Raw genomic sequence first — 24,347 nt, 5'->3', positions numbered from 1 at the left:
AACATGCAGAGTTCTGCACATTCTTGTAGTAATATATTTTAATCAGTATACCATAGGCGCTAGTCCTCACACTAGGTGTTCGGCTTCAGACTCCCCGAATTTTTTCGGCAAGCTCGTCAATTTTGCGCAGACGGTGGTTCACACCCGACTTGCTGACCGTGCCTTTAAGCATCTCTCCGACTTCCTTGAGGTTCATATCCGGATGGGCCAGCCGGATCTCGGCCACTTCCCTGAGCTTATCCGGCAGCGATTCCAGGCCGATCTCCCTCTGAAGCAGCTTGATATTATCAATCTGCCGAATGGCTGCGCCTATGGTTTTATTGAGATTTGCCGTCTCACAATTGACGATCCGATTCACGGAATTGCGCATGTCGCGCATAATCCGTACATCCTCGAACTTGAACAAGGCCTGATGGGCCCCGATAATGCTCAGAAGTTCAATGATCTTCTCGCCTTCCTTGATATAGAAAATAAAGCCTTTCTTGCGTTCGATGCAGCGTGCATTCAAGTGGAACTGGTTGGCCAGATCCACCAGGGCCTGGCAGTGCTCCTCATACATGGAGGCAATCTCCAGGTGGTAGGAAGAGCCTTCCGGGTTGTTCACCGATCCCCCAGCCATGAAGGCTCCTCTCAGGTAAGCCCGCTTACAACAGTTTTTCCGGGTTAGCTCCGGGTTAATCCCCGGCGTGAAAATGAACCCTTCGGATACGATCTTGAGCTTGTTCAGAATCTCCTGTACGTATGTGGGAATCCGCACGATATATACGTTATTCTTCTTCAGACGCATCTTTTTGCGCACGAGCAGCTCCGTATGAACGTCGAAATACTTTTTGATCAAAGAATAAATCCGTCTTGCTATCGCGGCGTTTTCGGTGGAAATGTCCAGAATGACTTTTTTGTTCGACACCGAGACGGAACCGTTCATCCGGATTAGGGCGGATAATTCGGCCTGCTCGCAGCAAGGCTCGGCTTCGATCATGGTCAGTTCTTTTTTGGTTTGTGCCGCAAACGACAAGGGACTCACCTCTTTCTTATACTCCAGTTATGCACCAGCTGGTAGATATGATGGCTGAGCTTGTCAGCATCATGGCGCAAATATCTGCGGAACAGCACCAGGGTGTCCGCGATCATTTTGTAGCCCCGGCCCGTTACGACATCCCAGTCGACCTTAACGGGTTTGGACCCTTTCTCGGCATAGAAGTCCTGTACCTGTTCAGGAATCTCGCCATCGTTCACAATGACATAATCGAATAAGTGATGCCCTACATGCTCATATACAGCCTCAAGGTGGTCGCTGACGGCATAACCGTCCGTCTCTCCGGGCTGGGTCATCACGTTGCAGACAAAGATCTTGATGGCCTCATTATTGGCCAGAACAGCTTCGGCCAGCTTGGGCACAAGCAGGTTCGGAATAATGCTGGTATACAAGCTTCCGGGGCCGATTAGAATCGCATCAGCTTCAAGAATGGCTTCCACCGCTTCAGGAAGCGGCTCCACCTCCTCCGGCTCAAGAAAGATCCGCTTGATCTTGCCGCCGGCCTCAGGAATCTTCGACTCACCGGTAACAATACTGCCATCCTCCATCTCAGCATGAAGAATAACCGCGTGCTGAGCCGCAGGCAGCACCCGTCCCCGAACCGCAAATACACGGCTGAGTTCACGCACGGCCGTTACGAAATCACCTGATATATCGGTCATTGCGGCTAGAATCAAATTCCCGAGGCTGTGTCCGGCTAGTCCCGACCCTGTCGTAAAACGATAATTAAGCATATCGTATAACAGCGGCTCTACATCGGCAAGCGCGGTAAGCACGTTCCGGATGTCACCAGGCGGCGGCATCTGCAGCTCACTTCTCAGGATGCCTGAGCTGCCCCCATCGTCGGCCACGGTCACAATTGCTGTTATGTCCAGAGGCTTCTCTTTCAGGCCGCGGAGCATGACTGACAGGCCGGTTCCCCCGCCCATCACCACGATCCGCGGCACTCTTTCACTTGCAGACCGCTCTTTCACTTCTCCATTCACCTCTTAATGCCGGTCTCGATCGGAATCCCGGTGGCTGACGCGGACCGTCTCGGTCTCGCTCGTGCCGAGCATACGGCCCAAATATTCAGCGATCGCAACAGAGCGGTGCTTGCCTCCGGTACAACCGATACCAATAATCACCTGGCTCTTCCCTTCCTTATGATATTGCGGCAGCAGGAAATGAAGCATATCCAGCAGCTTGGTCAGGAAGGACTGGGTCTCAGGCCATTTCATTACATACTCATATACATCGCTGTTCTGTCCGGTGTTCGGACGGAGCTGCTCAATATAATGCGGATTCGGGAGAAAACGCACATCGAAGACCAAATCGGCATCGATCGGGATTCCGTATTTAAATCCAAACGAAGTAATATTTACAGATAAATTGCTGCTCTCCAGATGAGAGAAGCCGGATATAATCTTGTCTTTCAGCACGGCGGGCTTCATATTGCTGGTATCTATCACCTGAGTAGCCGAGGTCTTCAGCTCCTCCAGCATCTTGCGCTCCAATCTGATGCCATCTAGCGGCATCCCTTCCGGAGCCAGCGGATGCCTGCGGCGGCTTTCCTTGTAACGCTGTACCAGTACGGAATCGGTGGCGTCAAGGAACAGGATCTCACACTTAATTGTAAAATGATCTTTGATATAATTGAGAGACTCCGACAGTGCCGTGAAGAACTCCCGTCCCCTTAAGTCAATGACGAGCGCAACCTTGGCAATCTTGCCGTTAGACTGTTCAATCAGCTCGGCAAATTTGGGAATAAGCACCGGGGGCAAGTTATCTACACAGAAAAAACCGAGGTCCTCCAAGCTCCGTACAGCGAGCGACTTCCCCGCACCCGACATGCCTGTAATAATGATCAAGTTCGCAACCGAAGTTTGTTCCTTGTTCGTCATCTGATTTCCCTCCCTCACAATCTTTTCTATATATAAGCCGCATTTAAAATGTTCACATTTTGTGTGTACAGTCGTAACTACGGAGAATGCTTGGACTTTCGGCCGCTGTTGTCTCCAGATTTCTTGATTTATGCCGCAAGACGGATGAAATCCGGAGACAAAGGCGATCGCTTTCGCTCCTACAGTTCCAAGCTTCCCCTCCGTTACGCCTTACCCTCAAGTCAATTCTTTAACTGCGTCTTTTATAATAATCTTTAACGACTTAGTGCAAGAAGAGGCCTGCCGCCCCGATCATTCCGGCATCATTGCCAAGAATTGCAGGGACAATGTCGACGCCCTCTTGAAGAGGCTCTGGTGTTAACTTGGCATACACGCTGCGGACTTCGTTGAACAGAATATCGCCTGCCTTGGACACGCCGCCACCAATAATGAAGCGCTGCGGATTAAGCACCGCGCTCACTTGAGCGATGGATTTGCCCAGGTAAAAGGCTGCACGGCTAACGATGCGGACTGCCGCCTCGTCCCCGTCCTTGGCTGCATCGAACACATCCTTGGCCATAATGTTCTCTACTTGGGATAGAGTCGTACGATCCCCGCGCTCCACAGCATCCTTCGCCATGCGAATGACTCCGGTAGCGGATGATACCGTCTCCAGGCAGCCGATCTTGCCGCAGCCGCACTGAATCGCTTCCAGATCAGGAACTACGGCCATATGACCCAGCTCACCGGCCATGCCAGAGAAGCCTTGATATATAGATCCGTTAATGATAATACCTCCGCCAACACCCGTACCGAGCGTGTAGCAGACACAATTCCCTACTCCTTTGCCAGCGCCCGCCCAGGCTTCCCCAAGCGCAGCCACGTTGGCATCGTTATCTATACGGACTGGCTTGCCGAGCCGCTGCTCAAGAATGCTGCGGATATGAACATCCTTCAAACCTAAATTTGGTGCCAAGATAATGATCCCGTCACGGACATTCGTAAAGCCGGCAACCCCTGCGCCAACACCCACCAGCTGATCCCACTCGTATGGAGATTGCTCGACAATAAGACGTACATACCGTTCAATATTGTTGACAACGGTATCCGCGCCCTTCTCCACCTCTGTCGGTCCCTCATACGTATGAAGAAGCTGGCCTTCCTCGTTACAGATGCCGACTTTAATTGCCGTTCCGCCCAGATCGACACCAATGTAGATTTGTTCAGACATTTTACAAGCCACCTTTTTCTCTATAAAATAGTTTGCTCCTACGTACCCACTATAAGCGAACCCTCCCTATCGGTCAAGAGAAGGCAGAGTTTCTCAAACCCCTTGTCAGCAAGGCTTTTACGGTAACGTATGGCTGTGCAGGGAACCCCTTTCATCTGGAAAAGGATATGCAAAAAACGCTCCTTCCCCCAGAGGGGTACACAGAGCGTTCTGTCCACAAATATATAGCCGCATATCTAACAAAGTTATGACAAAATCCGTTTCTGTCCTTCCAGCGCACGAATCGGTGCAATGTTCTGTGTGAACTCCAGGGTGCCAAGATACTGGCCGGTCTCACTTCTTACCGCAAAATAGCGGATATAGACAAACTTGTCTTTGACCGGAATCCAGAAATCCTCCGCGTCCTTGCGACCGGCCTTGAAGTCAGCCAGCAGCTCGTTCACCACATGCACGCTTTGCGGCGGGTGGCAGTTCTGGACGGTACGGCCGATGACGGCCTTGGTCCGGGCGAAGATCCGCTCCTTGCCATGGGAGAAGTAACGAACCACATCGTTCTCATCAATAAAGGTAAGATCGACCGGCAGGTGATTCATTACAGCCTCCAGCTGTTCCACAGACAGAATGCCAGTCTCAAAGCGGACGAATCCGTCCCGAGTGCCAGCTGCTTCCTCCTCCACGGCCTCACCAGGCTCAGCGGCACGCTCCGGCTTCCATTCCTGGTCGGGAGCGGTCAGGCAGAAGCCGATCTCATCGCTCTCGCGGGCGATCTTCACCCATTCGTCCTCGGTCAGCTTCTCAAGCGCCATCGGAAGCAGAATGTTCTCTTCCTTGAAGATCATCTCGTTCACTTCCGTAATTATCCGTTCCAGACTCTCCACAATCTGGACATTTACAGGTTCCTCTCTATTCGCGCTAAGCATCGCCTTTGTCTCTTTGATCATAAGGCGAATGCCGTCATCTACCCCCCACATCACTTTGGTCGGCCCAAAGATCCCGTATTTCTCCAGGTAAGGGAAGAGCAGATTCTCCTTTCGGCTGTAATGCTTATCGAGGTCCAGCAGCAGGCTGAGGTCTTCGAGCAGCTTGAGTGTAATTTCAGGGCCTGCTTCTTTGCGGTAGCGGTCCGTATGCAGCTGAAGCTTGAAGTTCACCAGCCGTTCAATCTCCCGGTTCTCCAGCTTGAAGGTGTGCACGGGATGTCCCGGCTGCTCCTCCGGCTTTGAGGAACGGTGAATCTCTTCTATAGAGCCTTTGAAGATCGCCGTATGCACCGAGCATAACCGCTGCACTTCCGAGACGGGGATACCTTCCTCTTCCATTAACGCATGCTCCATCGCGGAGATTTCCTCAACAGTTACGTCTCCTACGGCCTCTTCGAACCGGGCTTTGACCTCATCCACACTTTTACCCTGATGAAGCTCCTTGATAATCTCTTTGAGCATATCCTGACGCTTGGACTGGCCCGCAATTTGTGTCTCCCGATTGTTAATAAGCTCGCTCATGATGATTCTCCTCCTCGTTCATATCTATCTAAGCCTCAATAAAATGTTCATATTATGGGGACGGACGTAACTCCTCCCTTTCATGCCATCTTTTTAAGTTCATTTATCTAGGCTATAACTTCGTATCCTCTGTCCTCGAAAGCCTGCACGATCTCCTCAAGCGGAATCTTTCGCATCGCCGCCCCTTTGGGAATGGTCATGAATCTTCCTGCACTTTGCAGCATCCCGGGCTTGGCAATCTGCCCGAAGCCCAAAGCAACCATAATGTCTATAATCTCTGGATCTGCTGTACACAGATCATATAAAGTCGATTGAAAGTTAACGGACTTGCTGTTCATAGAATAACCTCCATGAGGGGAAAGCCTCGAGGCAGTCGTCACTGTCTCCTGGCATTCCGGGAATGAGAACTTTTCTCAAATTAAAAGTACCACGCCCTGTTGGAGCCTATTGTGATTAAAGTCACAAGCGTCGAGAAAATTGACACACTCACGGCCGGAATGCCTTGCAAGCGATCGTCTGATTCCTCTGCATTTGGGCCTCTCTGCGTCTTAAGTTACTTACAGTTTGGCAGTTCATGGTATAATGCACTCAAATTAAGGCACGGCCGGAAAGGAAAGGGAACGTGGCAATTCATATACTTTATATCGAAGATGATACGGAGATCGGTAGCTGGGTCTGCAAAGACCTCCAGGAAAGGGGATACGAGGTGGTATGGCTGACGAGCGGCGAAGGCGCGGTGGAAGCGGCAGCTGACTGCCATCTGGTTATTCTGGATGTAATGCTGCCTGGTCTTGACGGCTTCACCGTTGGACAGCGTCTGAAGAGGAACCACCCGGAGCTGCCCATCCTGATGCTCTCGGCGCGTTCCTCCATTGATGACAAGCTGCAGGGGCTGCAGTTCGCCGATGACTATCTGACGAAGCCGTTCCACCCGGATGAGCTCGCGGCGCGGATTGAAGTGCTCGTGCGCCGAAGCGGGTCCCTGAGTGGACAGCCTTTGGAGATTGGACATCTGCGGGTATTCGAGCGGGAGAACCGGCTGGAGAACAAGCTGACCGGCAGCGAGATTATCCTGACCGGCAAGCAGTTCCAGATCTTCATGTACCTCATCCGGCATCTGGGCCAGGTGATGACCAAGGAACAAATCTATGAAGCGGTATGGGGAGATCCCTATCTAGACGGGGACAAGACACTCATGGTGCATATCCGTTATTTAAGAGAGAAGATCGAGCTAGATCCTGCTGCGCCGCAAATCCTTGAGACGATCCGCGGGATCGGGTACCGGGTAAAGGCATGAAGTTCCAGCGGTTCCCTAAGTTCCGAAGTTCACTGCTATCCCGGTATTTATTAATCGTACTCGCGGCGCTTATGTTCGTACCGGTGGTAATTCCACTCAGCTTCGTTGCGTCGTGGCTGATCAAGAGTGCTGTAGTCAGCGACAAGCATCCGGTGGAGAACAAGCATTTCGTACGAAGAGAATATCTGACCGACAACTGGCATACGGCGGCCGAGCAGCTTGCGGATGCCTCCCCTGATCAGATTGATCAGAAGCTGAAGCAGTTCAAGCAGAAGTATCCCTTCGCCTCCGTCTTCTGGGTAGATCATAGCGGGATGACGCGGCTGCAGCTGCCTCCCGGGTCACGACCGGTCAAATGGTCGAATGAAGACACCATTCAGTACATGAAGACAAGCACCGGGAACAGGGATTATTTCGCCGTTGTCGCTTTTATCGGGGGGAATTCCAGCAGACAGCAGGGGTTCATGGCCATCGAAATACCTCCAAGCTACCTTGAACTTAACGGTATTGCTTCCGACCCAAGCTTATTCGCCATCACGCTGCTGCTCCTATTCGGCTTTTTCGCCGGGATCTCGTACTTGTTCTTCCGAAGAATCCGAACACGGCTGCTTACACTGGAATCGGCCATGCATGCTCCCGGTGAAGACGGCATTCCTAGGAAGATCCATACCGGCCGGGCCGACGAGATTGGGCTGCTTGAACAGTCGTTCAACGCCATGATCGACCAGCTGGGCGACAGCCGCAGGCGGGAGCAGGAGGAGGAGCAGCTGCGCAAGCGCCTGATCAGCAATCTGTCCCATGATCTGAGGACACCTCTCACCGTTATAGGCAGCCATCTGTACTCGCTGAAGAAGGAACAGCTTACGGATCAGGGGAAGCAGTCCCTTGCCTTAATGCAGGATAAGATGAGCGACCTTGATCACCTGATTGATCATCTGCTCTCTTATAATCTGTTGACCAGCGGCAAATATGCCATTCACCGGAAGCCGCAGGATGTGCTTCGTATTGTCCGGGAGAGCGCGGCGGCCTGGTACCCCTTGTGGGAGAGGGAAGGGCTCGCTCCTGATATCAACCTGGAGGGAGACCCGCTGATCTGGAATGTGGATGAACAGGCCTTCCGGCGAGTACTCGATAACCTCTTCCAGAACATCGTCCGCCATGCGGGGTCAGGCGGTTATATCGGTCTGGATACCGAGATGCACCACGGCCATCCGGCCCTGATTATCACCGACCGGGGTCCCGGCATGCAGGCTGACAGCGGCGGCAAAGGGGCCGGACTTGGACTGTCCATTGTCCAGCTGCTGCTTAAGGAGATGGCCTTGGGGCTGGAAATCGAGAGCAGCGGCAGTGGGACACTAATGCGGATACAACCTTTAAGCCGCTAATCTATCGAACCCTATGAACCGGGATGTGCAGACGCACGTCCTGGTTTTGTTATTTTTTAAACTATTTTTAAACTTGGTGGGGACCCTCATTTAAACTAGCGGGACTATGCTGGTTATCGAGGTGAGAGAAATTGAATAATAATGTGATCAAAACTAGTGGATTAACAAAAACCTACCGTGGACGCGCCGCCGTAGACGGGTTGAATCTTGAAATTAAAAAGGGCGAAATCTACGGATTTCTTGGCCCCAATGGCGCCGGCAAGACGACAACCATCCGTATGCTGCTGGGGCTCATTCGCCCTACGAAGGGAACGGTCGAGATTCTCGGGAAGGATCTTAACCGGGACAAAATCAATATTTTGCGCCGGGTCGGATCTCTCGTGGAGTATCCATCCTACTACGGTCATCTGACCGCCATAGAGAATCTCGAGGCGATCCGCCGCATTCTGAACGTGCCTAAATCACGGATTGACGAGGTTCTCGAAATCGTCTCCCTGACCAAGGAAGCGAAGCGCGCGGTAAAAGGGTACTCCCTTGGCATGAAGCAGCGTCTTGGCATTGCTTCCGCACTGCTTGGTTCACCTGAGCTGCTCATTCTGGATGAGCCTACAAACGGACTGGATCCGTCCGGTATCCAGGAGATCCGGGAGCTGATCAAGCGGATGCCCCAGGAGCACGGCATCACGGTCCTCGTCTCCAGCCATCTGCTTGGCGAAGTCGAGCAAATGGCGGGTACGGTTGGCATCATCCGTGAAGGCCGGATGGTGTTCCAGGACACCATCGCCAATCTGAGGAAGAAGGCCGCAGGTGGCATCAACATCGCTCTGTCCGAGCCGGAATCGGCGCTTTGGCTGGCCAAGGACAATGGGCTTGCCGGGACGGTGCAGGATGGACGGCTTTATTTTGACGGAATTCAAGATAACCAGGTTGCTGTACTCGTCAAGCGGCTTGTAGAGAACGGGCACCTGATCTACCGGGTGGAGGAGAAGAACAAGTCCCTGGAGGACATCTTCATGGAAGTGATCGGGGAGGTGAAGTCCCTATGATTGGCCGCGCATTATCGTCGGACTTCCTCAAGATCCGCGGCAAGGGAATCTGGTTCCTGATCTTCATCGCGCCCATTGGACTTGTGGTCATGCAGGCACTGAACTTCGGGCTGCGCTACGACTACCTGATCAAGCAGTATCAGGGACATCTATGGGAAGGGCTGATCACCAACATGATGGGCTTTGTACCCCTGGCTTTGTTCATGGGCAGCACTCTGGTCAGCTCCATGCTGGCCGGAGTCGAGCATCAGCTCAGCTCCTGGAAGCAGCTGCTGGCCCTGCCTATCTCGCGGACGGCTGTGTTCATCTCCAAATTCCTGCTGAGCCTCATTCTAATGGCCGTCGCCTGCCTGCTGCTGTCGGTCGGAACCGCTGTACTCGGCCTATGCCTTGGGTTCGGCTCCCCTCTGCCGTGGTCAGACCTGGCGAAGATCGGTTTCTATCCGTTCATCGGCTCACTGCCTCTGCTGGCTCTTCAGCTGTATCTGTCCTTAACTTACAAGAATCAGGCTCTGCCTGTTACGCTGGGGTTAGCGCTTGCGATCTGCTCTTTATTCACAGGCAGTCTATCTGAGTGGTTCCCGCTGAACTGGCCCGCGCTGGCCTACAGAGCGGACAATCAGCTTCCTTTTCTCGGTGCCGGGTTCGCTCTGAGTCTGCTGATTCTGATCTTTGCGCTGCTGCACTTCAACCGGAAGGACGTGAATTAATTGAATATATTCCTTAGAGTCCTCTCATCCGAACGGCTTAAGATGTCCAAGTCTCATCTGTGGCTGCTGGCTCTGATCAGTCCTGCCCTGGCCCTGCTCGTTGGATTCATGACCACGATTGAACCGGACATGCCGGCCTATCCTTTGCTCCTGTCCACGATGTGCCTGTTCCACTCCCTGCTGTTCATGCCGATTCTGACCGGTGTATTCTCTTCATTCATATGCCGCTACGAGCATGTGGGCGGCGGATGGAAGGCGCTGCTGGCCCTTCCGGTATCACGTACCTCTGTCTTCCTCGCCAAGTTCCTGATCGTGGCGGCTATGCTCGCTTTCACCCAGCTGCTGTTCCTGGGCAGCTTCGTTGGCGCGGCTCTCTATCACGGTGTGACAGAGCCCTTCCCTTGGGGGATGATCACCCGCAGCATCATTGGAGGCTGGGTAGCCTGCCTGCCGCTCGCCGCGCTTCAGCTCGGTGTATCGCTGCGCTGGGTTAGCTTTGCGGCACCGCTGGTGGTTAATGTGATTTTTACCGTGCCTAATATCCTGGTTGTGAATTCGGACAAAATCCGTCCGTACTACCCTTGGGCGCAGCCTATCCAGGCTATGATGCCTGCACATGCGGACTCCGCCGGGCCTCTGGGGTTCAACCTGCCCTTTGAAAGTCTGATGATTACAGTTGTGGGCAGCTTTATTCTGTTCCTGGCGGCAGGACTCATCTATTTCAACAGGCAGGAGATCTAAGAGGGGGCATTCTATTGAAATTCAAAATCACAACTTTCTATAGACAGTTGCTCCGGCTGCTGCCCATGTTCCTGTTGGTTATTAGCTTGAGCCTTCCCCCCATACCTGTTCATGCCCAGGCAGATCCTAAGGTGGATACAGCCAAGATCGATAAGTTCATGGAGTCGGTTATGAGCCGGCTCCATATTCCAGGGGCTTCCTTAGGCATTGTTAAAGGCACCAAGACGGTCTACTTAAAAGGCTACGGAATAGCGGGACCTAATCAAGGGCCCGTTACCCCGCAGACCTCTTTTGTGCTCGGTTCGACTACGAAATCCATTACCGCCCTTGCCGTCATGCAGCTTGCTGAGGCAGGCCGGCTAGATCTTAACGCCCCCGTGCATCAATATCTTCCCTGGTTCCGGTTAGCTGACTCAGATGCTCCGAGGTCCATACGGGTGGAAGATCTGCTGCATCAGACAAGTGGGCTCACAGAGTACGATGGCAGGGTCAGCCTGACTGAAGGAGACCAGACCATCAAGGAGCACCTGCAGGACCTCAGCCGTGTAACCCCTGTTCGCCCAGCTGGCGCTAATTACGAATACTCCAATCTGAATTACAATATTCTGAGCGGGATTATTGAGGCTGTCAGCGGAGAGACATACAGTGAATACGTGAAAGCTCACATTTTCAAGCCGCTTCATATGAATGCTTCCTATACTTCACCGCAAGAAGCCAACAAAGCCCACCTCGCGACTGGATACCAATCCCTATTCGGCTTGATGATCCCTAGCCAGCAGCTCGTTCATACAGGTACTGTTGCTTCCGGTTATCTGATTTCGAGTGCGGAGGACCTAACCCATTACTTAGTGGCCCAGATGAATCAGGGAAGATACGAACATTCTGAGCTCCTATCCGCTAAAGGGATTGATGAAATGCACGAGCCTGCAGTCTCCATGGGGGGCGGTACATCTTACGCTATGGGTTGGAGTCTAAAGAACGGAGTGACCTTTCATACCGGAGCAACCGAGAACACTTACTCGATTCTCGTTATGCACGGAGAATATGGAATTGTTCTACTCGTTAATGCGATGGACTATCTAGTCCCCTATGACAGTATTGCTGTAGGCATCAGTGATATACTCCAAGGACAGGAGCCTGTGCATGCAACCGTTCCCCTATTCGCTAAAACCTATTTGATTGCCGATCTCCTCCTGCTCATTACGCTTGCTCTGATTATCCGGTCGGTCTACGTCATGTTCAAGTGGAGAAGCAAGTATAAGTCGTCAGCCTTATGGCTGACATGGAATACGATCTGCATCCTTTTATTCAATCTACTAATACCTCTAGCCGTACTTCTATACGTGCCTAAGATGTTTACCGCGCCTTGGCCGGTTATACGAGTATTCCTGCCTGGATTAGGTCACGCACTCTTCTTTGTCCCCATTCTCTTACTTGGACTTGGCGTGTTCAAGGTGATCCTTATCATCCGAAAAACAAGTCTATGGCCAGGAACCAAATCACAGGCGGCAATCTGAATCAGCGACCGCAACAGTCAATTAAATAGCTAAGCAATTCTAGCCAAGGCCGTAGTCAGAAGACTACGGCCTTGGCTATTTAAATTATACGCTGCGTTAGCGGGGGCCTATATTACTGTACTTTACCCCCCACTCACAAAGCCCTTCCAACACAGGTAGAAGATTCATCGCTTTGTCTGTAAGGCTGTACTCGACTTTGGGAGGAATCTGGGGATATTCTGTCCGGATCACCATACCGTCCGCTTCCAGCTCTTTAAGCTGTGAACTGAGTGTCTTATATGTAATTGCGCCGATCTGTCTCTTGAGATCATTGAATCGGACGGTTTGCCCTTCTGCCAAAAGGTACATGATGACCATCTTCCACTTTCCCCCAATCACAGATAGGGTGTAACCAAATGGGGTATCCTGAATGTTTTTAACTTTACCTTTAAATTCGGCCATACTCATATTAACACTATCCTTTCGGGTAGTATCTATCAAAATAGTGCGTACTACCGCTTTATTTGAGCCCAGTTTATACTAACCTTACTTTGAAGTAAAGGAATGGTGAACATGAGCTTAGTTAAAACATACAACCACAATCTGTGGGATCATGGTATTACCCAAGGTTACAGTGTGAACGGCACGATCTACATATCGGGGCAGTTCTCCCACGATAAGGAGGGTACCTTCGTAGGTGAAGGCGATATCGAGGCACAGATCCGTCATACGCTGGACAATCTCGACCGTGTGCTGGCTGAATTTAATGTAACGAAATCGAACCTTGCTTATGTGGAGGTCTATCTAACGAACCCGCAGGAGCACTTCGAGCCCGTAGTTCGGCTGTTCAAGGAATACGTGGGAGATCATCGGCCTGCGGGAAGCCTTATCGGTGTAACCTATCTTGCTTATCCCGAGCAGCTGATTGAAGTCAGTGCGATCGCGCATACAGATTAACCCGGTATCCCCCGCCCTCCGCAACAGCTGGTGCCTGGCTGCCTTTAATAAGCAGCGGGCTAAGGTTAGCACGGGCCAAGCAGATAACTTCAATTAGTGAAAGAATGCCATATGGCCTGGCATCATGACAAAGAGACCCTGCACCTTACCAAGGTACAGGGTCTCTCTATATAGATAATCTTACTGATCCAGGGTCTCGCTCCAGTCGTGCACCATGGCGCCCTCAAGGAACTTCTCGCAGTCCATCGCGGCCATACAGCCCGAGCCTGCGGCTGTAATCGCCTGGCGGTACTTCGTATCCTGCACATCCCCGCAGGCGAACACGCCTGGAATGTTCGTCTCGGTTGTTCCCGGCTTAACCACAATGTAACCGTGCTCGTCAGTCTCAATCTGGCTGCCAAGGAACTTCGTATTCGGGGTGTGTCCAATTGCCACGAACACGCCATCCGCTTCTACGATCTCTTCCTGGCCGGCCTCATTGTTACGCACCTTCAGTCCGCGAACACCCTTCTCGTCCGTGACCACTTCAAGCGGAGTGCGGTTAAGCGCCCACTTCACCTTCTCGTTGTCCCGGGCCCGGTCCTGCATGATCTTCGACGCGCGAAGCTCATCGCGGCGGTGCACAAGGGTAACCTCCGAGGCGAATCGGGTCAGGAAGCTCGCTTCCTCCATGGCGGAGTCACCGCCGCCGACCACAATAATCTTCTTCCCGCGGAAGAAGAAGCCGTCACATGTGGCGCAGGTGCTCACTCCGCGTCCGACATTCTCCTGTTCGCCTGGAATTCCAAGGTATCTCGCCGATGCGCCGGTCGAGATGATTACGGTCTCGGCTTCAAGTGTCTCCGTCTGGTCCGCAATCTTGATCTTGAATGGCCGCTTGGAGAAATCCACTTCCTCCACCCAGCCGTTCCTGAATTCAGCGCCGAAGCGTTCCGCCTGCTTACGCATGTTGTCCATAAGCTCAGGTCCAAGTATTCCCTGCGGAAACCCCGGGAAGTTCTCCACTTCGGTAGTCGTTGTAAGCTGACCCCCAGGCTCAAGGCCTTCAATGACAAGCGGGCTCAGGTTGGCGCGGGCCAGATAGATAGCGGCCGTCAAGCCGGAAGGTCCGGTTCCGATCACGATTGATTTATACATTATGGATAACCTCCTTGGAATTGGTTTCTCCTGCTTCAACTAATCTTATACCCTTTTGCATATATAGCATAAACATAAGACCTTATTCCACATGCCGTTATACTAACTTATATCATGTATATAAAAATGGATTAGACCGAAGGAAAAATGACATTCATCTTCTCTTTGATGCCGCATACTTCATCAACGCGGCGCGCATACTTACTCGCTGTGGACACCGACACTCCGTAGCGGCGCGCCACCTCTTCATAGGTGATAGCCCGGCGGTGCATCTTGGCTGTCAGGTATTCAAGCGCTGCTGCCCAGCCTGCCGCCGTGGTGATCACCGGTGTCTTCGGATATTGACGGCTCAGGAACTCAATCCATAGAATCTCAAGATCATACCGCTGCAGGAGGTTGTATCGGGTATCCATGTTCTGTGCCGCTATATCAATGACAGCCTGCCAGCGGTCATCCCACACTGGAAGTCCGGATGAGATCACCTGCGGATCAGCCATGCTGATGCCTTCCTGATCACGGACTGGAATGCTCTCTTTCACACCCAGACTTCGCAGTACGAACAGCGCGATATTCTTCAGATATTTCTCTTCATCTGGCTCCATCAGGAAAGCCCGGAGCGCTTCAATGACCTCCAGGTCTCCAATACTGCCGAATGCCTGGATAACCTGCAGCTTGGTTCTGGCATCCCCATGCCGGAGTGCCCAGAAGAACGATGAGCGGATCAGCGGATCTTCCTTCAGCCCCGAGGGTATTCCCGTATCCTGCTTCTCCCACAGCTTGAACTGCTCTTCAAAAGGAAGATGGTAATGATAGCTGGCCTGGAAGTGTGCTCCGCTCTCATGCAGTGCATCAAGCCGGCTCAGATAGAAGCGGGGAATCTCGACAGCCGGGTCCAGCTTCTGTACCTGCTGCCAATATTTCCGGGCCTCTGCATAGCGGCCGGTATTATATGAAGCTACCGCGGCGTAATGGAACAGACAAGGATCGAAGTTCAGCTCCTCATCCTTGATCAGCCGCTTGAAATGCCCGTAAGCCGACTCATGCTCCCCGAGAATACCCATGGTTGTTGCAAGCTTGAATACATGCTCCTGATGAAAAGGCACAATGTTGCGCAGCTGACCCGTCAGCTCAGCCAGAAGCTTCTCATCCCCCTGGTGCTGATAGAAGATGGCCAGATTGCACAGGCCATGCAGATTGCCCGGCTCACGCTCCAGAACCTCATCGATCGTACCCTGCGCTTTATTGAATAGACCGAGGTAATAGTAGGCCAAAGCCAGATTGTTACGGGCAGCCAGGAAATCAGGATTCTTGCTCAGGATATCCTCCAGCAGCTTCACAGCCTGGGTGAACTTTCCCTCTTCCAGCAGGGCGCGGGCACTTTCGTGCTCTACCATGCCTTCCCGTGACTTAATGGAACTCAGCTTCATCGGCCGTTCCAGTTCATAATGCAGCAGTTCCATCATTTCTTCCGCCTCAGTCAGGAACTGACCGCTGACATCCTGCTCTAAATATGTGACAAGCGCTTCTTCAGCCGCTTCGAATTGCTCCATATTGGCGTAATTGTTCGCTAGATAGAAATAACACTCCGTCATGGCAGGATCGACCTTCTCCAGAATGGAGGAAAGCACGGCGTTGGAGCCTTCATAATCCCCCATCTCGGACAATATACCCGCCATATTGCAATGATTCACCGGATTCTCCGGTTCATATTCGACAGCCTTGCGAAAATATTTCAATGCCTTGTCGTAATGATAGCGGTCCAGTGAAGAGACGGCTCTCTCAAAGAAAAAGCCCGCATCCATGCGGATGGGCACCACTTTACGGGGCACACCGCCGTTGTGCTGTTTTTTCTCTTTCAAGCAAGGCACCTCCTTCTAATATCCCTAAAAAGTCTCTCAGATATTATAACATAGAGAGGCCTTTCGTCCCATGGTAAAAGAAAACGCCGGATATATTATATCCCGCGGTCCTTGAACAAGGTGGCAATAGAGCCGCCATCGAGTATAATCTGAATGGCTTGTGACAGCATGGGCGCAACAGACAGCACCTTGAATCCCTCAGGATGCACCTCCGGCAGGGCAATAGAATCCGTAACGACCACTTCCCGAATATTTGGATGCTCCAGCCGCTTCATCCCGTTATCCGAGAACAACCCATGGCTCGCACAGATGTACGCATCCTCTGCACCGCGCTCCTTCAGTCCCTCCACCACATTGACAATGGTTGATCCCGTATCGATCAGATCTTCAATGATGATTGGAGTATAACCTTTGACATCCCCGATGACATGCGTGATGACCGACTGATTATGCGCGGGTCTCTTCTTGATCATCATGGCAAAAGGAGCATCCAGCCCGCTCGCCAGCTTCTCCGCCATGGAAGCGCGTCCGGCATCCGGGGAGACCACGACCGGATTCGGGATCGCTTTGGATTTCAGATAAGAAGTCATAACATCCAGGGTAGTCAGATGATCCACCGGGATATTGAAGAACCCTTGTATGGCAGGAGCATGAAGGTCAATCGTCACGACACGGGTGGCACCTGCGGTTGTCAGCACATCTGCTACCATTTTGGCCGAGATCGGTTCCCGGGGTGCGGACTTGCGCTCCTGACGGGCATATCCGTAGTAAGGCATAATAATGCTGATCGTCCGGGCGGATGCCCGTTTGGCTGCATCAATCATAACCAGCAGTTCTACGAACAGCTCGTTAATCGGATGGGACAGCGACTGTACAATGAAGACATCCGAATTCCGGATGCTCTCCTCATAGTGAACATAGACCTCGCCACTTTTGAACCGGGAGAGCTTGATTTTGCCTAATTGTACGCCAAGCCGCTCACAAATCTGTGCCGCCAGCTTCGGATTGGATGATCCGCTAAAAATTTGCAGCCTGCTGTGCATAAGAACCTCCTCTTTAACTTGCAGCTGTCTTAGATACCAGTCACGTGTATTCGCTTTCTAAAAGTAATTATACAATAAAATGGGCGCGCGCCAAAGTCACCCTGTGTTTAATTTGCAGACCTTCCCACCCCACTCTGCTAGAGGGAATTTCACACCTGGATATGCGAAAATAACCCCAAGCCGCAAAGAGCCTGAGGTTATCGCATTATTATTAGTTACTAGTTCAGGATGAATTCCGCTTCCACTTCCATCTTCTATACAAAGTTCCGTGTATCGTTATTCCGTCCAAACTTGTAGCTGGCAACCAGGAAGAACAGCACCGCAAAGGCCAGAAGGAGGACCATATTGAACCAGACACTAGTTAGTGCCGCACCCGTCTGGAGCTTCTCGATCGATTCAAGCACCCAGTTCTGGGGCAGGAAATCCGCGATCCGGCGAACCGCATTTGGCATAATCTCAAGCGGAATGAAGCAGCCGGAGAGCAGGCAGGTCGGGGTTACAATGAAATTCTGCAGCGCGCCCGCCGAGGCGCTGTTCTTGGAGAAGGCTATGACCACCAGGGAGATTCCCACCGAGACCAGGGAGAACAATCCCAGGATAACCAGCAGAGATTCCACACGGATACCGGCACTTAACTTGAACACATAAGTCAGGAAGAATACAGCTACGACAATCTGAGCCAGCATGACGCACAGATTGACCAGAATATTCGAGATCACATAGGTTCTTGAGCTGATTGGAGAAGACAGGATCCGGAAATAGGTCCGATTCTCGCGGTTGAGCAGAATGATCTCGGATAAGCCGACCGCCGAGTTCATCATGAACATGATCAGGAAGCCAATCGATTGATAGGACATTCGCTTGGTGCTTGAGGTATCCGGAACCGTGCTGGCTGTAAGCTTGAACTCCGCAGACTGAAACGCGGCATAGAGCTGCTCGAACTTCCCGGAGTCCTTGCCCGCTATTCTGCTGATTGAAGATACATTGTCGATATATTGATTGAGCATAGCTTTGACATAAGCTGTTACAGAAGCTCCTTTTACCGACTGGATGGTAATATGATCGGGACTGCCGCCACGTATACTTTGTGAATAACCCGAGCCCAGAATAATCCCTGTATCCAGGCTGCCGGCGGCAAGCTCGCTCCTCAACCCGCTCTCGCTCACCTGCACAACCTTGATATGGTTCAGCCCCTTCACCATTTGAACCGTATCTGCCGCGATGCGCTGCCCGCTGTCTTCATTCACAATCCCAATGCGAAGCACATTCTGGCCCGATCCTCCGTACATCAGGGTCGAGATCAGAATTCCCGCTACAGGAAGGCCGAAGAACAGCAGCCAATTCACCCGTCTTCGGAATGTTCTCTTCAACGTGCTAAGCAGTAGCCACACAATATCTCTCCACATCTTACAATCCCTCCTTACGCCGCATAAATACCGCTGACAGGGCCAGCATCAACACAGCCAGACCCATATTAAGACTGATGGCAGGCCCTGCGGCCGAGAAGACCGAACCCTGCTCATAGATCAGCTCTGTCAGAGCCTGATTAGCCCAGCGGATGGGAGACAGATAGACAAGGTAACTTGTCACATCGCTGCCGGAAGCACTGACAGGGAAGTAGGCACCCCCGAAGAAAGAAGCCAGCTGCACGAACATCATCAGGACACCGGCAGTCGCTTTTCCATTAAGCAAGTAACTCACTCCAAGTCCAAGACTGACAGACATGATAACTTCGGATAACAGAATAATCAGTGCAATGCCCAGGTGCTCTCCCCAGTACGCCCCGAAAGCGTATTTACTGAACAATACGACAACCAGCACGCACAAAAAGTTCTGCACAATGCTGCCGAGCACCTTACCCGCGAACAGCTCACTGCGCCGCACAGGAGAGGCGATAAGACGCTGAGCCGTACCCTGCACAATCTCGCTTCGAATCAGCCTTCCGGCTGACAGCGCCCCCCATAGGCCAATCATGACCGACATGGCTACTGCGTAATAATCCATCGAGCCTGGCTGCCGGTTCGCATCTATCGAGGTCTCTTTGATATAACCTCCATCAGCGGCTGCGCCAGGAGCGAACACCTGCTGGATCTTGGCCGGTTCAACCTTGGCAACCGCGGAGACCGCATTGAATTTATCGGTGAAAGCCTTCAACATACCTTCAATCACATTGCCCTCTACAGCACTCAGATTGTTGCCGTACAACGAAATTCCGGAGCTGGTAAGCTCCATATAACCGTCATACCGATTCTGCCTGACCTCATCCATTCCGTTAACCCCTTCTTGTATAGGCACGAAATGAATATCCGACTTCTTCATCTCTTTCGTGAAGGCACTGAACGCCTCAGTCAAGGGCCCATCATGACTGCTGTTCTTAACGAGCACCTTCATCTCACCCAGCTGTACATTACTGCTGAAAGCATTCGTGAGAGCCAGACCAAGAATCAGCATCAGCACAATGGGAAAAGCCAGCATGAACAGCAGAGTGCGTCTATCCCGGAAATCATGCTTGATTTCCTTAACCGCTATGCTCACTATATTATTCATTCGATTAGCTCAGCCTCCTCTCCATGCCTATTAGTCCCGCAGGTTGCGCCCAGTCAATGTCAGGAACACGGTCTCCAGGTTCGGCTCCTGCTCTTCAACCGAACGGATCTCTGCCCCGCTCGCAATCAGTTCCTTCAATATCCGGTTCAAATTGTCCACCGCCGCGTCGCTATGAATTCTGATTACGGGCTCATGCTCATCCAGCCGGACGGTACGGACACCCGGAATCAACCGGAGCTGGTCTGCTGGCACATCGCCGAGTGACTTCACTTCAATCCGGATATCCTTCATATCTGTAATGGTCGCGGTAAGCTGCTCCTTGGTCCCTTCAGCAATGATCTTCCCATGATCCACAATAGCGATGCGTGAGCAGATCTCCTCTACTTCCTCCATATAGTGACTCGTGTAGATAATGGTGCATCCATCCTCATTAAGCTTACGGACAGAGTTCAGAATATAGTTGCGGGATTGAGGATCGATACCGACCGTAGGTTCATCCATAATAATCAGCTTGGGCTTATGGGCCAGCGCACAGGCAATATTCAGGCGGCGCTTCATCCCTCCCGAGAAATCCTTCGGGTAATTCCTGGCCTTATCGGCAAGGCCCACAAAGTGAAGCGCTTCTTCCGTTCTGTCCTTTAGCTCAGTACCCCTCAGTCCATATAGCCCGGCAAAAAAACTTACATTCTCATAAGAAGTCATATCCTCATAGATCGCCAGATCCTGCGGGACAATTCCCAGATTCATCTTGGCGAACCGGCTTTGCTTCGCAATGTCCCGGTCCAGAATGAGGATCTCTCCGCTTGAAGGACGCAGCAGCGAGGCGATCATGTTGATGGTCGTGCTTTTCCCGGCTCCATTGGCACCGAGAAAGCCAAAGATCTCCCCTTCCCTGATGCTAAGGGAAATATTGTCCACCGCGATGAAATTGCCAAATTTCTTGGTAAGTCCGCGAATATCAAGTACGTTCATTTCCGTTCACTCCTTAGAATTTGAAGGTGTCTCATCCGTTCTTCCTGGCTCTATCATAAAGAAAAAGGATGCCCTTATGTCAGTGCATAAGTTCATCCTTTGGATATGAGAAAGTTCATGTCTATGGTGATTGGGCTAATCCCGCTTAAGCATGAGAATTCTCATGTGCCGGGTCTCATGTAACAGAACCTGCCTGTTCCAATGGCAGCAGTGTGGTCACACTGAAGCCTTTGGTACCGTCGGCAATGACCGTACCCTGAACGGCGGCGGTCCGCTCTTCCATCCCGATCAGCCCAAGCCCTTTTACAATCTTCAGGTTGCCCCGCCCATTATCCGAGACGACCACTTTAATCAGCCGGTTCAGCACCCGGACCTCCACATGTACGGCGGTTGCCTGCGCATACTTGGCTGTATTGGTGAGCGCCTCTGTGACATTACCCTGTATAATTCGCCACTGCAGCGGAGTTATCACTCCCATGTTCCCCTCATGAACCAGGGTGATATGAAGGTCCGAACGCGCACTAAAGCTCTCGACAGCAGTCTTGAGTCTGCTGAATCCCAGCTGCTCGGTGGGCGGCTTTATATTTTTGAGGGTGAGCCGGATCTCTTCAATCCCCTCGGAGGATATTCCAATTGCGTTCTGGATCAGCTCTTCCGCCTTGTCCGGATCAGAGCGGATCAGCCGCTTGGCCGCCTCCATCTGAATGAGCGCACCGGTCATAGCGTGTCCAATCCCGTCGTGAATCGTCTGCGAGAGCCGGTTCCTCTCCTCCAGCTTGGTGGTATACTCCGACGTGCGGAGGAACTCCTGATTCTCACTCAGCATCCTCGCCAGCCGCTGCCGATCCGTCCGCTGCAGCTCAGCCTGATCCTCCAGCTGATTCACCAGATTCATATAATAACGGATGCGTATGTAGTTGAAGCAGCTGAGCACCGCAACGAACATATACAGACCAATAAGGACATAATCTCTAAGAAATATGGCCGGGAGCAGGACTACGGGAAGCACGAAGATATTCCGGCGTATGTAGAAGGAGGCCAGTTCATATATGCTGAAAGGAAGCAGAAGCAGGAAATGCACATCCGCGTGCACCGAGCACCAGACAATACCTGCGAGGATGACCAGAATAATCCCCTGCTTGTACCGCCTGTGCCCAACTGTATGCAGCAGCAGATTCATGGACAGATACAGCAAGAAATACAGAATAAGCCATAGCGAAGGGGTTGGTGTTCCGAAATACGCCACATAAATAACAAAGAACAGGACAATCGTCTTGTTGCCGACGGTCCACTGCTCCATCATGAATCACAACCTTCCCAGCCTAGCGGACCCTGCCCGTCAAGTAATAGATGGCAATCTGGGTTCTGTGCTCCAGCGCAGTCTTGTTCAGAATTGAAGTAATATAATTCGCCGTTGTCCCCTCGGAGATGAACAGCTCCTTGGATATCTCCTTATTCGATAAGCCTTGAGCTACCTTGGACATCACATCCAGCTCTCTATCGGTAAAAGGACTCCGGTCGAACGGCAGCGCCCCACCCGCGTGCGATCCTGATTCATTCACGCGCGATGGCGATGCTAGTGCCGGCGCAGAACCCCTCCCGCTCAAGGGCGCCTCTCCCGTCTGATGAGCCTCGGCAGCGGCTTCCGCCTGAAGGTCTCCAGAGACCCGTGATCCCGTCTGGGCACTCCCGGCAGCCCGCGCTTCCGTCTGGGGTCCCCCGGCGGCCTGTCTCTCTTTCTCTGGCCGCAGCAGGTCCATCGACGACTTCAGCTTGTCGAGCACCACATCCTGCAGCACATTATTACCGCTGTGCACACTCTTGATCGCGTCCCGAATCCGCTCGGGATCATTATTCTTGAGCAGATAACCCTTCGCCCCATAGCGAATGGCATCCAGTATGTATTCATCATCATCAAATGTAGTCAGGATCAAAGGACGCGTCTTCGTCTCTTCTGTCAGCCGGCGTGTAGCCTCGACTCCATTCATGTTGGGCATTCGCACATCCAGCAGCGCAATATCCACCTCATGAGCTTTGCAGTAGTCTACAGCCTCTTGGCCATCCCCCACTGTGGCAACCACTTCAAAGTCCCCGAACGTAGTCAGAATAATCCGCATGCCTTCCCGGATGAACGAGTTATCGTCCGCAATCAGTACCTTGATCTTCACCATGAATCCACTCCCTTGTGGAACTATTTTACATGATTACAGGCAGGGATTGGAAGAAGGACTTTGCCGCATGATTACAGCCGGTCTATACAGGACCTATATTCAGGAGAAGTGAAATGAGGTATGTTGGATAACAGGACTATCAGCAAACAAACCTGAATAAATAGGAGGAGATAACTCATGAACGGATACCTGTTAAGTGCTTCTATTCTAGCCTTTGTCGTGGGGCTCGTTCACACGGTGCTAGGCGAGGTTTTAATTTTTCGCAAGTTAAGACAGGGTAAGACGATCCCGACAAATGGAGGGAGCCTGTTAAGTGAATCGAACGTGCGCATCCTGTGGGCCAGCTGGCATGCGCTGACGGCTTTCGGATGGGCCATGGCCTATATCCTGTTCTGGCTGTCACGGCAGTCCGTATCTGATGGTCAATACACCGTCCTTGAACACACCATTGCAGCCTCTATGCTTGTATGCGCGGTCTTGGTCTTAATCGGTACCAAAGGGAAGCATCCCGGATGGCTTGGCCTATCCATCGTATCTGTTCTAGTGTGGATTGGGATCTCGGTGTAGCGATGTTACTTGAAATATTTGACGAAGTTTTTCTGGTCTTTGGTAAATATGAACCCCCGGCGCTCATAGAACCTGTGAGCCTGAACCCGGCTGGGGTGGGATAACAGCTTGATCCCAGAAGAGCCACAGTCCCGCGCCCATTGTTCAAGACGCTCCATCAGCATACCGCCTATCCCCTGATTGCGATTGTTCTCTCTAACCACGAATCCAAGGACATTCACCAAGGGTTCCGCGAACAGCAATTCATACGGACTTCCGTGAATATAGCCAATCACTTCGCCATTCTCTTCACATACAAGGATTATATCTTTGGTATTGTTCGTAATATTCTCAATCTTCTCCTTAACTTTCTCTTTGGAAAAAGCAGCTAGATTCGGGTTAAAGATCTGGTTCAGTTCATAAATATCATGATAATCGGTTAGTTTGATCTCCCTGATCATTCTGCGTGACATGATTTAAGCCCCCATTTCGCTGTGCGCAAGCTCGAACCTACATAACTGCAACTGTATTTTCACTTTAACCTCACTGTAATTCACTGTAGCTCACTGTAGCTCACTGTAGCTCACTGTAATTCACTTCACTGCACTTCACTGCACTTCACTGCACTTCACTGCAACTCAAGTGAATTTACTGAAGTATTAATGTCTACCCATCCAGTATACTTTCACCGAGAACCCCCGGAGCGCTGAACTAGCTAAGGCTATGGCTAAAGTCGAACTGCCCGAAATAAGCAGTCCTCTCTATTACACTACCAGTCCATAAAAAACCGCGCTGGCGAGAATGACCCT

24 protein-coding genes are annotated in these 24,347 nt (G+C 51.8%); 8 read left to right on the top strand and 16 right to left on the bottom strand.

Annotated features, from left to right (window positions below):
- Window positions 1-85: 85 nt before the first annotated feature.
- The 6 genes from whiA to LDO05_RS01130 form a co-directional block, all read right to left on the bottom strand.
- Window positions 86-1,015 carry a DNA-binding protein WhiA gene (whiA, locus tag LDO05_RS01155; RefSeq protein WP_251377070.1) on the bottom strand — a complete coding sequence of 310 codons (930 nt, stop codon included), beginning with the start codon at window positions 1,013-1,015 and terminating at the stop codon, window positions 86-88.
- A gap of 5 nt (window positions 1,016-1,020) precedes the next feature.
- On the bottom strand, window positions 1,021-1,965 hold the full coding sequence (locus LDO05_RS01150; RefSeq protein ID WP_251378566.1) for a gluconeogenesis factor YvcK family protein: 945 nt from the start codon (window positions 1,963-1,965) through the stop codon (window positions 1,021-1,023).
- Window positions 1,966-2,025: 60 nt separating this feature from the next.
- The gene (gene rapZ, locus LDO05_RS01145) at window positions 2,026-2,919 is read right to left on the bottom strand and encodes an RNase adapter RapZ (protein WP_251377069.1); all 894 of its coding nucleotides are present in this window, start codon (window positions 2,917-2,919) and stop codon (window positions 2,026-2,028) included.
- A 262-nt stretch (window positions 2,920-3,181) separates the two neighbouring features.
- Complete coding sequence (locus LDO05_RS01140) at window positions 3,182-4,129, bottom strand: ROK family glucokinase (RefSeq protein WP_251377068.1); 948 nt, start codon at window positions 4,127-4,129, stop codon at window positions 3,182-3,184.
- A gap of 245 nt (window positions 4,130-4,374) precedes the next feature.
- Entirely contained in the window at window positions 4,375-5,631 is a 1,257-nt protein-coding gene (locus tag LDO05_RS01135) for a DUF438 domain-containing protein (protein WP_251377067.1), read from the bottom strand.
- Window positions 5,632-5,738: 107 nt separating this feature from the next.
- Window positions 5,739-5,969: a DUF1858 domain-containing protein gene (locus LDO05_RS01130; RefSeq protein WP_251377066.1), complete on the bottom strand. Its 231-nt coding sequence runs from the start codon at window positions 5,967-5,969 to the stop codon at window positions 5,739-5,741.
- 284 nt (window positions 5,970-6,253) lie between these two features.
- Here LDO05_RS01130 and LDO05_RS01125 point away from each other — a divergent pair, with 284 nt between their 5' ends.
- From LDO05_RS01125 to LDO05_RS01100, 6 genes are all read left to right on the top strand, one after another.
- A complete protein-coding gene (locus LDO05_RS01125) occupies window positions 6,254-6,928 on the top strand; it encodes a response regulator transcription factor (protein ID WP_251377065.1) in 675 nt (224 codons plus the stop codon).
- Window positions 6,925-8,313 carry a HAMP domain-containing sensor histidine kinase gene (locus LDO05_RS01120; RefSeq protein WP_251377064.1) on the top strand — a complete coding sequence of 463 codons (1,389 nt, stop codon included), beginning with the start codon at window positions 6,925-6,927 and terminating at the stop codon, window positions 8,311-8,313. Before LDO05_RS01125 ends, LDO05_RS01120 begins: the two co-directional genes overlap by 4 nt.
- 131 nt (window positions 8,314-8,444) lie before the next feature.
- Window positions 8,445-9,359, top strand: a complete 915-nt coding sequence (locus tag LDO05_RS01115) for an ABC transporter ATP-binding protein (RefSeq protein ID WP_251377063.1) — start codon at window positions 8,445-8,447, stop codon at window positions 9,357-9,359.
- Complete coding sequence (locus LDO05_RS01110) at window positions 9,356-10,069, top strand: ABC transporter permease (RefSeq protein WP_251377062.1); 714 nt, start codon at window positions 9,356-9,358, stop codon at window positions 10,067-10,069. Before LDO05_RS01115 ends, LDO05_RS01110 begins: the two co-directional genes overlap by 4 nt.
- A complete protein-coding gene (locus tag LDO05_RS01105) occupies window positions 10,070-10,810 on the top strand; it encodes an ABC transporter permease (RefSeq protein ID WP_251377061.1) in 741 nt (246 codons plus the stop codon).
- 14 nt (window positions 10,811-10,824) lie between these two features.
- On the top strand, window positions 10,825-12,327 hold the full coding sequence (locus LDO05_RS01100; RefSeq protein WP_251377060.1) for a serine hydrolase domain-containing protein: 1,503 nt from the start codon (window positions 10,825-10,827) through the stop codon (window positions 12,325-12,327).
- Between the two features lie 96 nt (window positions 12,328-12,423).
- On the opposite strand, the gene LDO05_RS01095 is transcribed toward LDO05_RS01100, so the two are convergent.
- The gene (locus LDO05_RS01095; RefSeq protein ID WP_251377059.1) at window positions 12,424-12,774 is read right to left on the bottom strand and encodes a winged helix-turn-helix transcriptional regulator; all 351 of its coding nucleotides are present in this window, start codon (window positions 12,772-12,774) and stop codon (window positions 12,424-12,426) included.
- Window positions 12,775-12,879: 105 nt separating this feature from the next.
- On the opposite strand from LDO05_RS01095, the gene LDO05_RS01090 reads away from it, so the two are divergent.
- The gene (locus tag LDO05_RS01090) at window positions 12,880-13,263 is read left to right on the top strand and encodes a RidA family protein (protein WP_251377058.1); all 384 of its coding nucleotides are present in this window, start codon (window positions 12,880-12,882) and stop codon (window positions 13,261-13,263) included.
- Between the two features lie 180 nt (window positions 13,264-13,443).
- Here LDO05_RS01090 and trxB read toward each other — a convergent pair whose 3' ends face one another.
- The 8 genes from trxB to LDO05_RS01050 all read right to left on the bottom strand — a co-directional run bounded on the left by trxB (window position 13,444) and on the right by LDO05_RS01050 (window position 22,989).
- Window positions 13,444-14,400, bottom strand: coding sequence for a thioredoxin-disulfide reductase (gene trxB, locus LDO05_RS01085; protein WP_251377057.1), 957 nt, complete (start codon window positions 14,398-14,400; stop codon window positions 13,444-13,446).
- A gap of 131 nt (window positions 14,401-14,531) precedes the next feature.
- Window positions 14,532-16,259, bottom strand: coding sequence for a tetratricopeptide repeat protein (locus LDO05_RS01080; protein ID WP_481857007.1), 1,728 nt, complete (start codon window positions 16,257-16,259; stop codon window positions 14,532-14,534).
- A 95-nt stretch (window positions 16,260-16,354) separates the two neighbouring features.
- Window positions 16,355-17,302 (bottom strand): ribose-phosphate diphosphokinase, encoded by a 948-nt coding sequence (locus tag LDO05_RS01075; RefSeq protein WP_251377056.1) that lies wholly within the window; start codon window positions 17,300-17,302, stop codon window positions 16,355-16,357.
- A 254-nt stretch (window positions 17,303-17,556) separates the two neighbouring features.
- Window positions 17,557-18,708 (bottom strand): ABC transporter permease, encoded by a 1,152-nt coding sequence (locus tag LDO05_RS01070; RefSeq protein WP_251377055.1) that lies wholly within the window; start codon window positions 18,706-18,708, stop codon window positions 17,557-17,559.
- A 1-nt stretch (window position 18,709) separates the two neighbouring features.
- Window positions 18,710-19,849 carry an ABC transporter permease gene (locus LDO05_RS01065; RefSeq protein WP_251377054.1) on the bottom strand — a complete coding sequence of 380 codons (1,140 nt, stop codon included), beginning with the start codon at window positions 19,847-19,849 and terminating at the stop codon, window positions 18,710-18,712.
- Between the two features lie 30 nt (window positions 19,850-19,879).
- A complete protein-coding gene (locus LDO05_RS01060; RefSeq protein WP_251377053.1) occupies window positions 19,880-20,821 on the bottom strand; it encodes an ABC transporter ATP-binding protein in 942 nt (313 codons plus the stop codon).
- Between the two features lie 175 nt (window positions 20,822-20,996).
- Window positions 20,997-22,124 carry a sensor histidine kinase gene (locus LDO05_RS01055; RefSeq protein WP_251377052.1) on the bottom strand — a complete coding sequence of 376 codons (1,128 nt, stop codon included), beginning with the start codon at window positions 22,122-22,124 and terminating at the stop codon, window positions 20,997-20,999.
- A gap of 19 nt (window positions 22,125-22,143) precedes the next feature.
- The gene (locus LDO05_RS01050; protein ID WP_251378564.1) at window positions 22,144-22,989 is read right to left on the bottom strand and encodes a response regulator transcription factor; all 846 of its coding nucleotides are present in this window, start codon (window positions 22,987-22,989) and stop codon (window positions 22,144-22,146) included.
- Window positions 22,990-23,169: 180 nt separating this feature from the next.
- Between LDO05_RS01050 and LDO05_RS01045 the strand changes: the two genes are divergently transcribed.
- Window positions 23,170-23,559, top strand: coding sequence for a hypothetical protein (locus LDO05_RS01045; protein ID WP_251377051.1), 390 nt, complete (start codon window positions 23,170-23,172; stop codon window positions 23,557-23,559).
- Window positions 23,560-23,564: 5 nt separating this feature from the next.
- Here LDO05_RS01045 and LDO05_RS01040 read toward each other — a convergent pair whose 3' ends face one another.
- Entirely contained in the window at window positions 23,565-24,011 is a 447-nt protein-coding gene (locus LDO05_RS01040; RefSeq protein WP_251377050.1) for a GNAT family N-acetyltransferase, read from the bottom strand.
- Between the last annotated feature and the right edge of the window lie 336 nt (window positions 24,012-24,347).

The organism is Paenibacillus sp. YPG26, assembly GCF_023704175.1.
In the GTDB taxonomy this organism is placed as follows: Bacteria; Bacillota; Bacilli; order Paenibacillales; family Paenibacillaceae; genus Fontibacillus.
Note: the sequence above shows the minus strand (reverse complement) of the source record. Positions and strands in the feature narration are given on the sequence as shown.

Excerpts from the sequence above, each read along its gene's own strand:
- LDO05_RS01135 (WP_251377067.1), bottom strand. The coding sequence starts at position 5,631 with ATGAGCGAGCTTATTAACAATCGGGAGACACAAATTGCGGGCCAGTCC.
- LDO05_RS01055 (WP_251377052.1), bottom strand. The coding sequence starts at position 22,124 with ATGATGGAGCAGTGGACCGTCGGCAACAAGACGATTGTCCTGTTCTTT.
- LDO05_RS01090 (WP_251377058.1), top strand. The coding sequence starts at position 12,880 with ATGAGCTTAGTTAAAACATACAACCACAATCTGTGGGATCATGGTATT.
- LDO05_RS01110 (WP_251377062.1), top strand. The coding sequence starts at position 9,356 with ATGATTGGCCGCGCATTATCGTCGGACTTCCTCAAGATCCGCGGCAAG.
- LDO05_RS01150 (WP_251378566.1), bottom strand. The coding sequence starts at position 1,965 with ATGGGCGGGGGAACCGGCCTGTCAGTCATGCTCCGCGGCCTGAAAGAG.
- LDO05_RS01065 (WP_251377054.1), bottom strand. The coding sequence starts at position 19,849 with ATGAATAATATAGTGAGCATAGCGGTTAAGGAAATCAAGCATGATTTC.
- LDO05_RS01130 (WP_251377066.1), bottom strand. The coding sequence starts at position 5,969 with ATGAACAGCAAGTCCGTTAACTTTCAATCGACTTTATATGATCTGTGT.
- rapZ (WP_251377069.1), bottom strand. The coding sequence starts at position 2,919 with ATGACGAACAAGGAACAAACTTCGGTTGCGAACTTGATCATTATTACA.
- LDO05_RS01095 (WP_251377059.1), bottom strand. The coding sequence starts at position 12,774 with ATGAGTATGGCCGAATTTAAAGGTAAAGTTAAAAACATTCAGGATACC.
- LDO05_RS01070 (WP_251377055.1), bottom strand. The coding sequence starts at position 18,708 with ATGTGGAGAGATATTGTGTGGCTACTGCTTAGCACGTTGAAGAGAACA.
- trxB (WP_251377057.1), bottom strand. The coding sequence starts at position 14,400 with ATGTATAAATCAATCGTGATCGGAACCGGACCTTCCGGCTTGACGGCC.
- LDO05_RS01075 (WP_251377056.1), bottom strand. The coding sequence starts at position 17,302 with ATGCACAGCAGGCTGCAAATTTTTAGCGGATCATCCAATCCGAAGCTG.
- LDO05_RS01045 (WP_251377051.1), top strand. The coding sequence starts at position 23,170 with ATGAACGGATACCTGTTAAGTGCTTCTATTCTAGCCTTTGTCGTGGGG.
- LDO05_RS01120 (WP_251377064.1), top strand. The coding sequence starts at position 6,925 with ATGAAGTTCCAGCGGTTCCCTAAGTTCCGAAGTTCACTGCTATCCCGG.
- LDO05_RS01060 (WP_251377053.1), bottom strand. The coding sequence starts at position 20,821 with ATGAACGTACTTGATATTCGCGGACTTACCAAGAAATTTGGCAATTTC.
- LDO05_RS01040 (WP_251377050.1), bottom strand. The coding sequence starts at position 24,011 with ATGTCACGCAGAATGATCAGGGAGATCAAACTAACCGATTATCATGAT.
- LDO05_RS01140 (WP_251377068.1), bottom strand. The coding sequence starts at position 4,129 with ATGTCTGAACAAATCTACATTGGTGTCGATCTGGGCGGAACGGCAATT.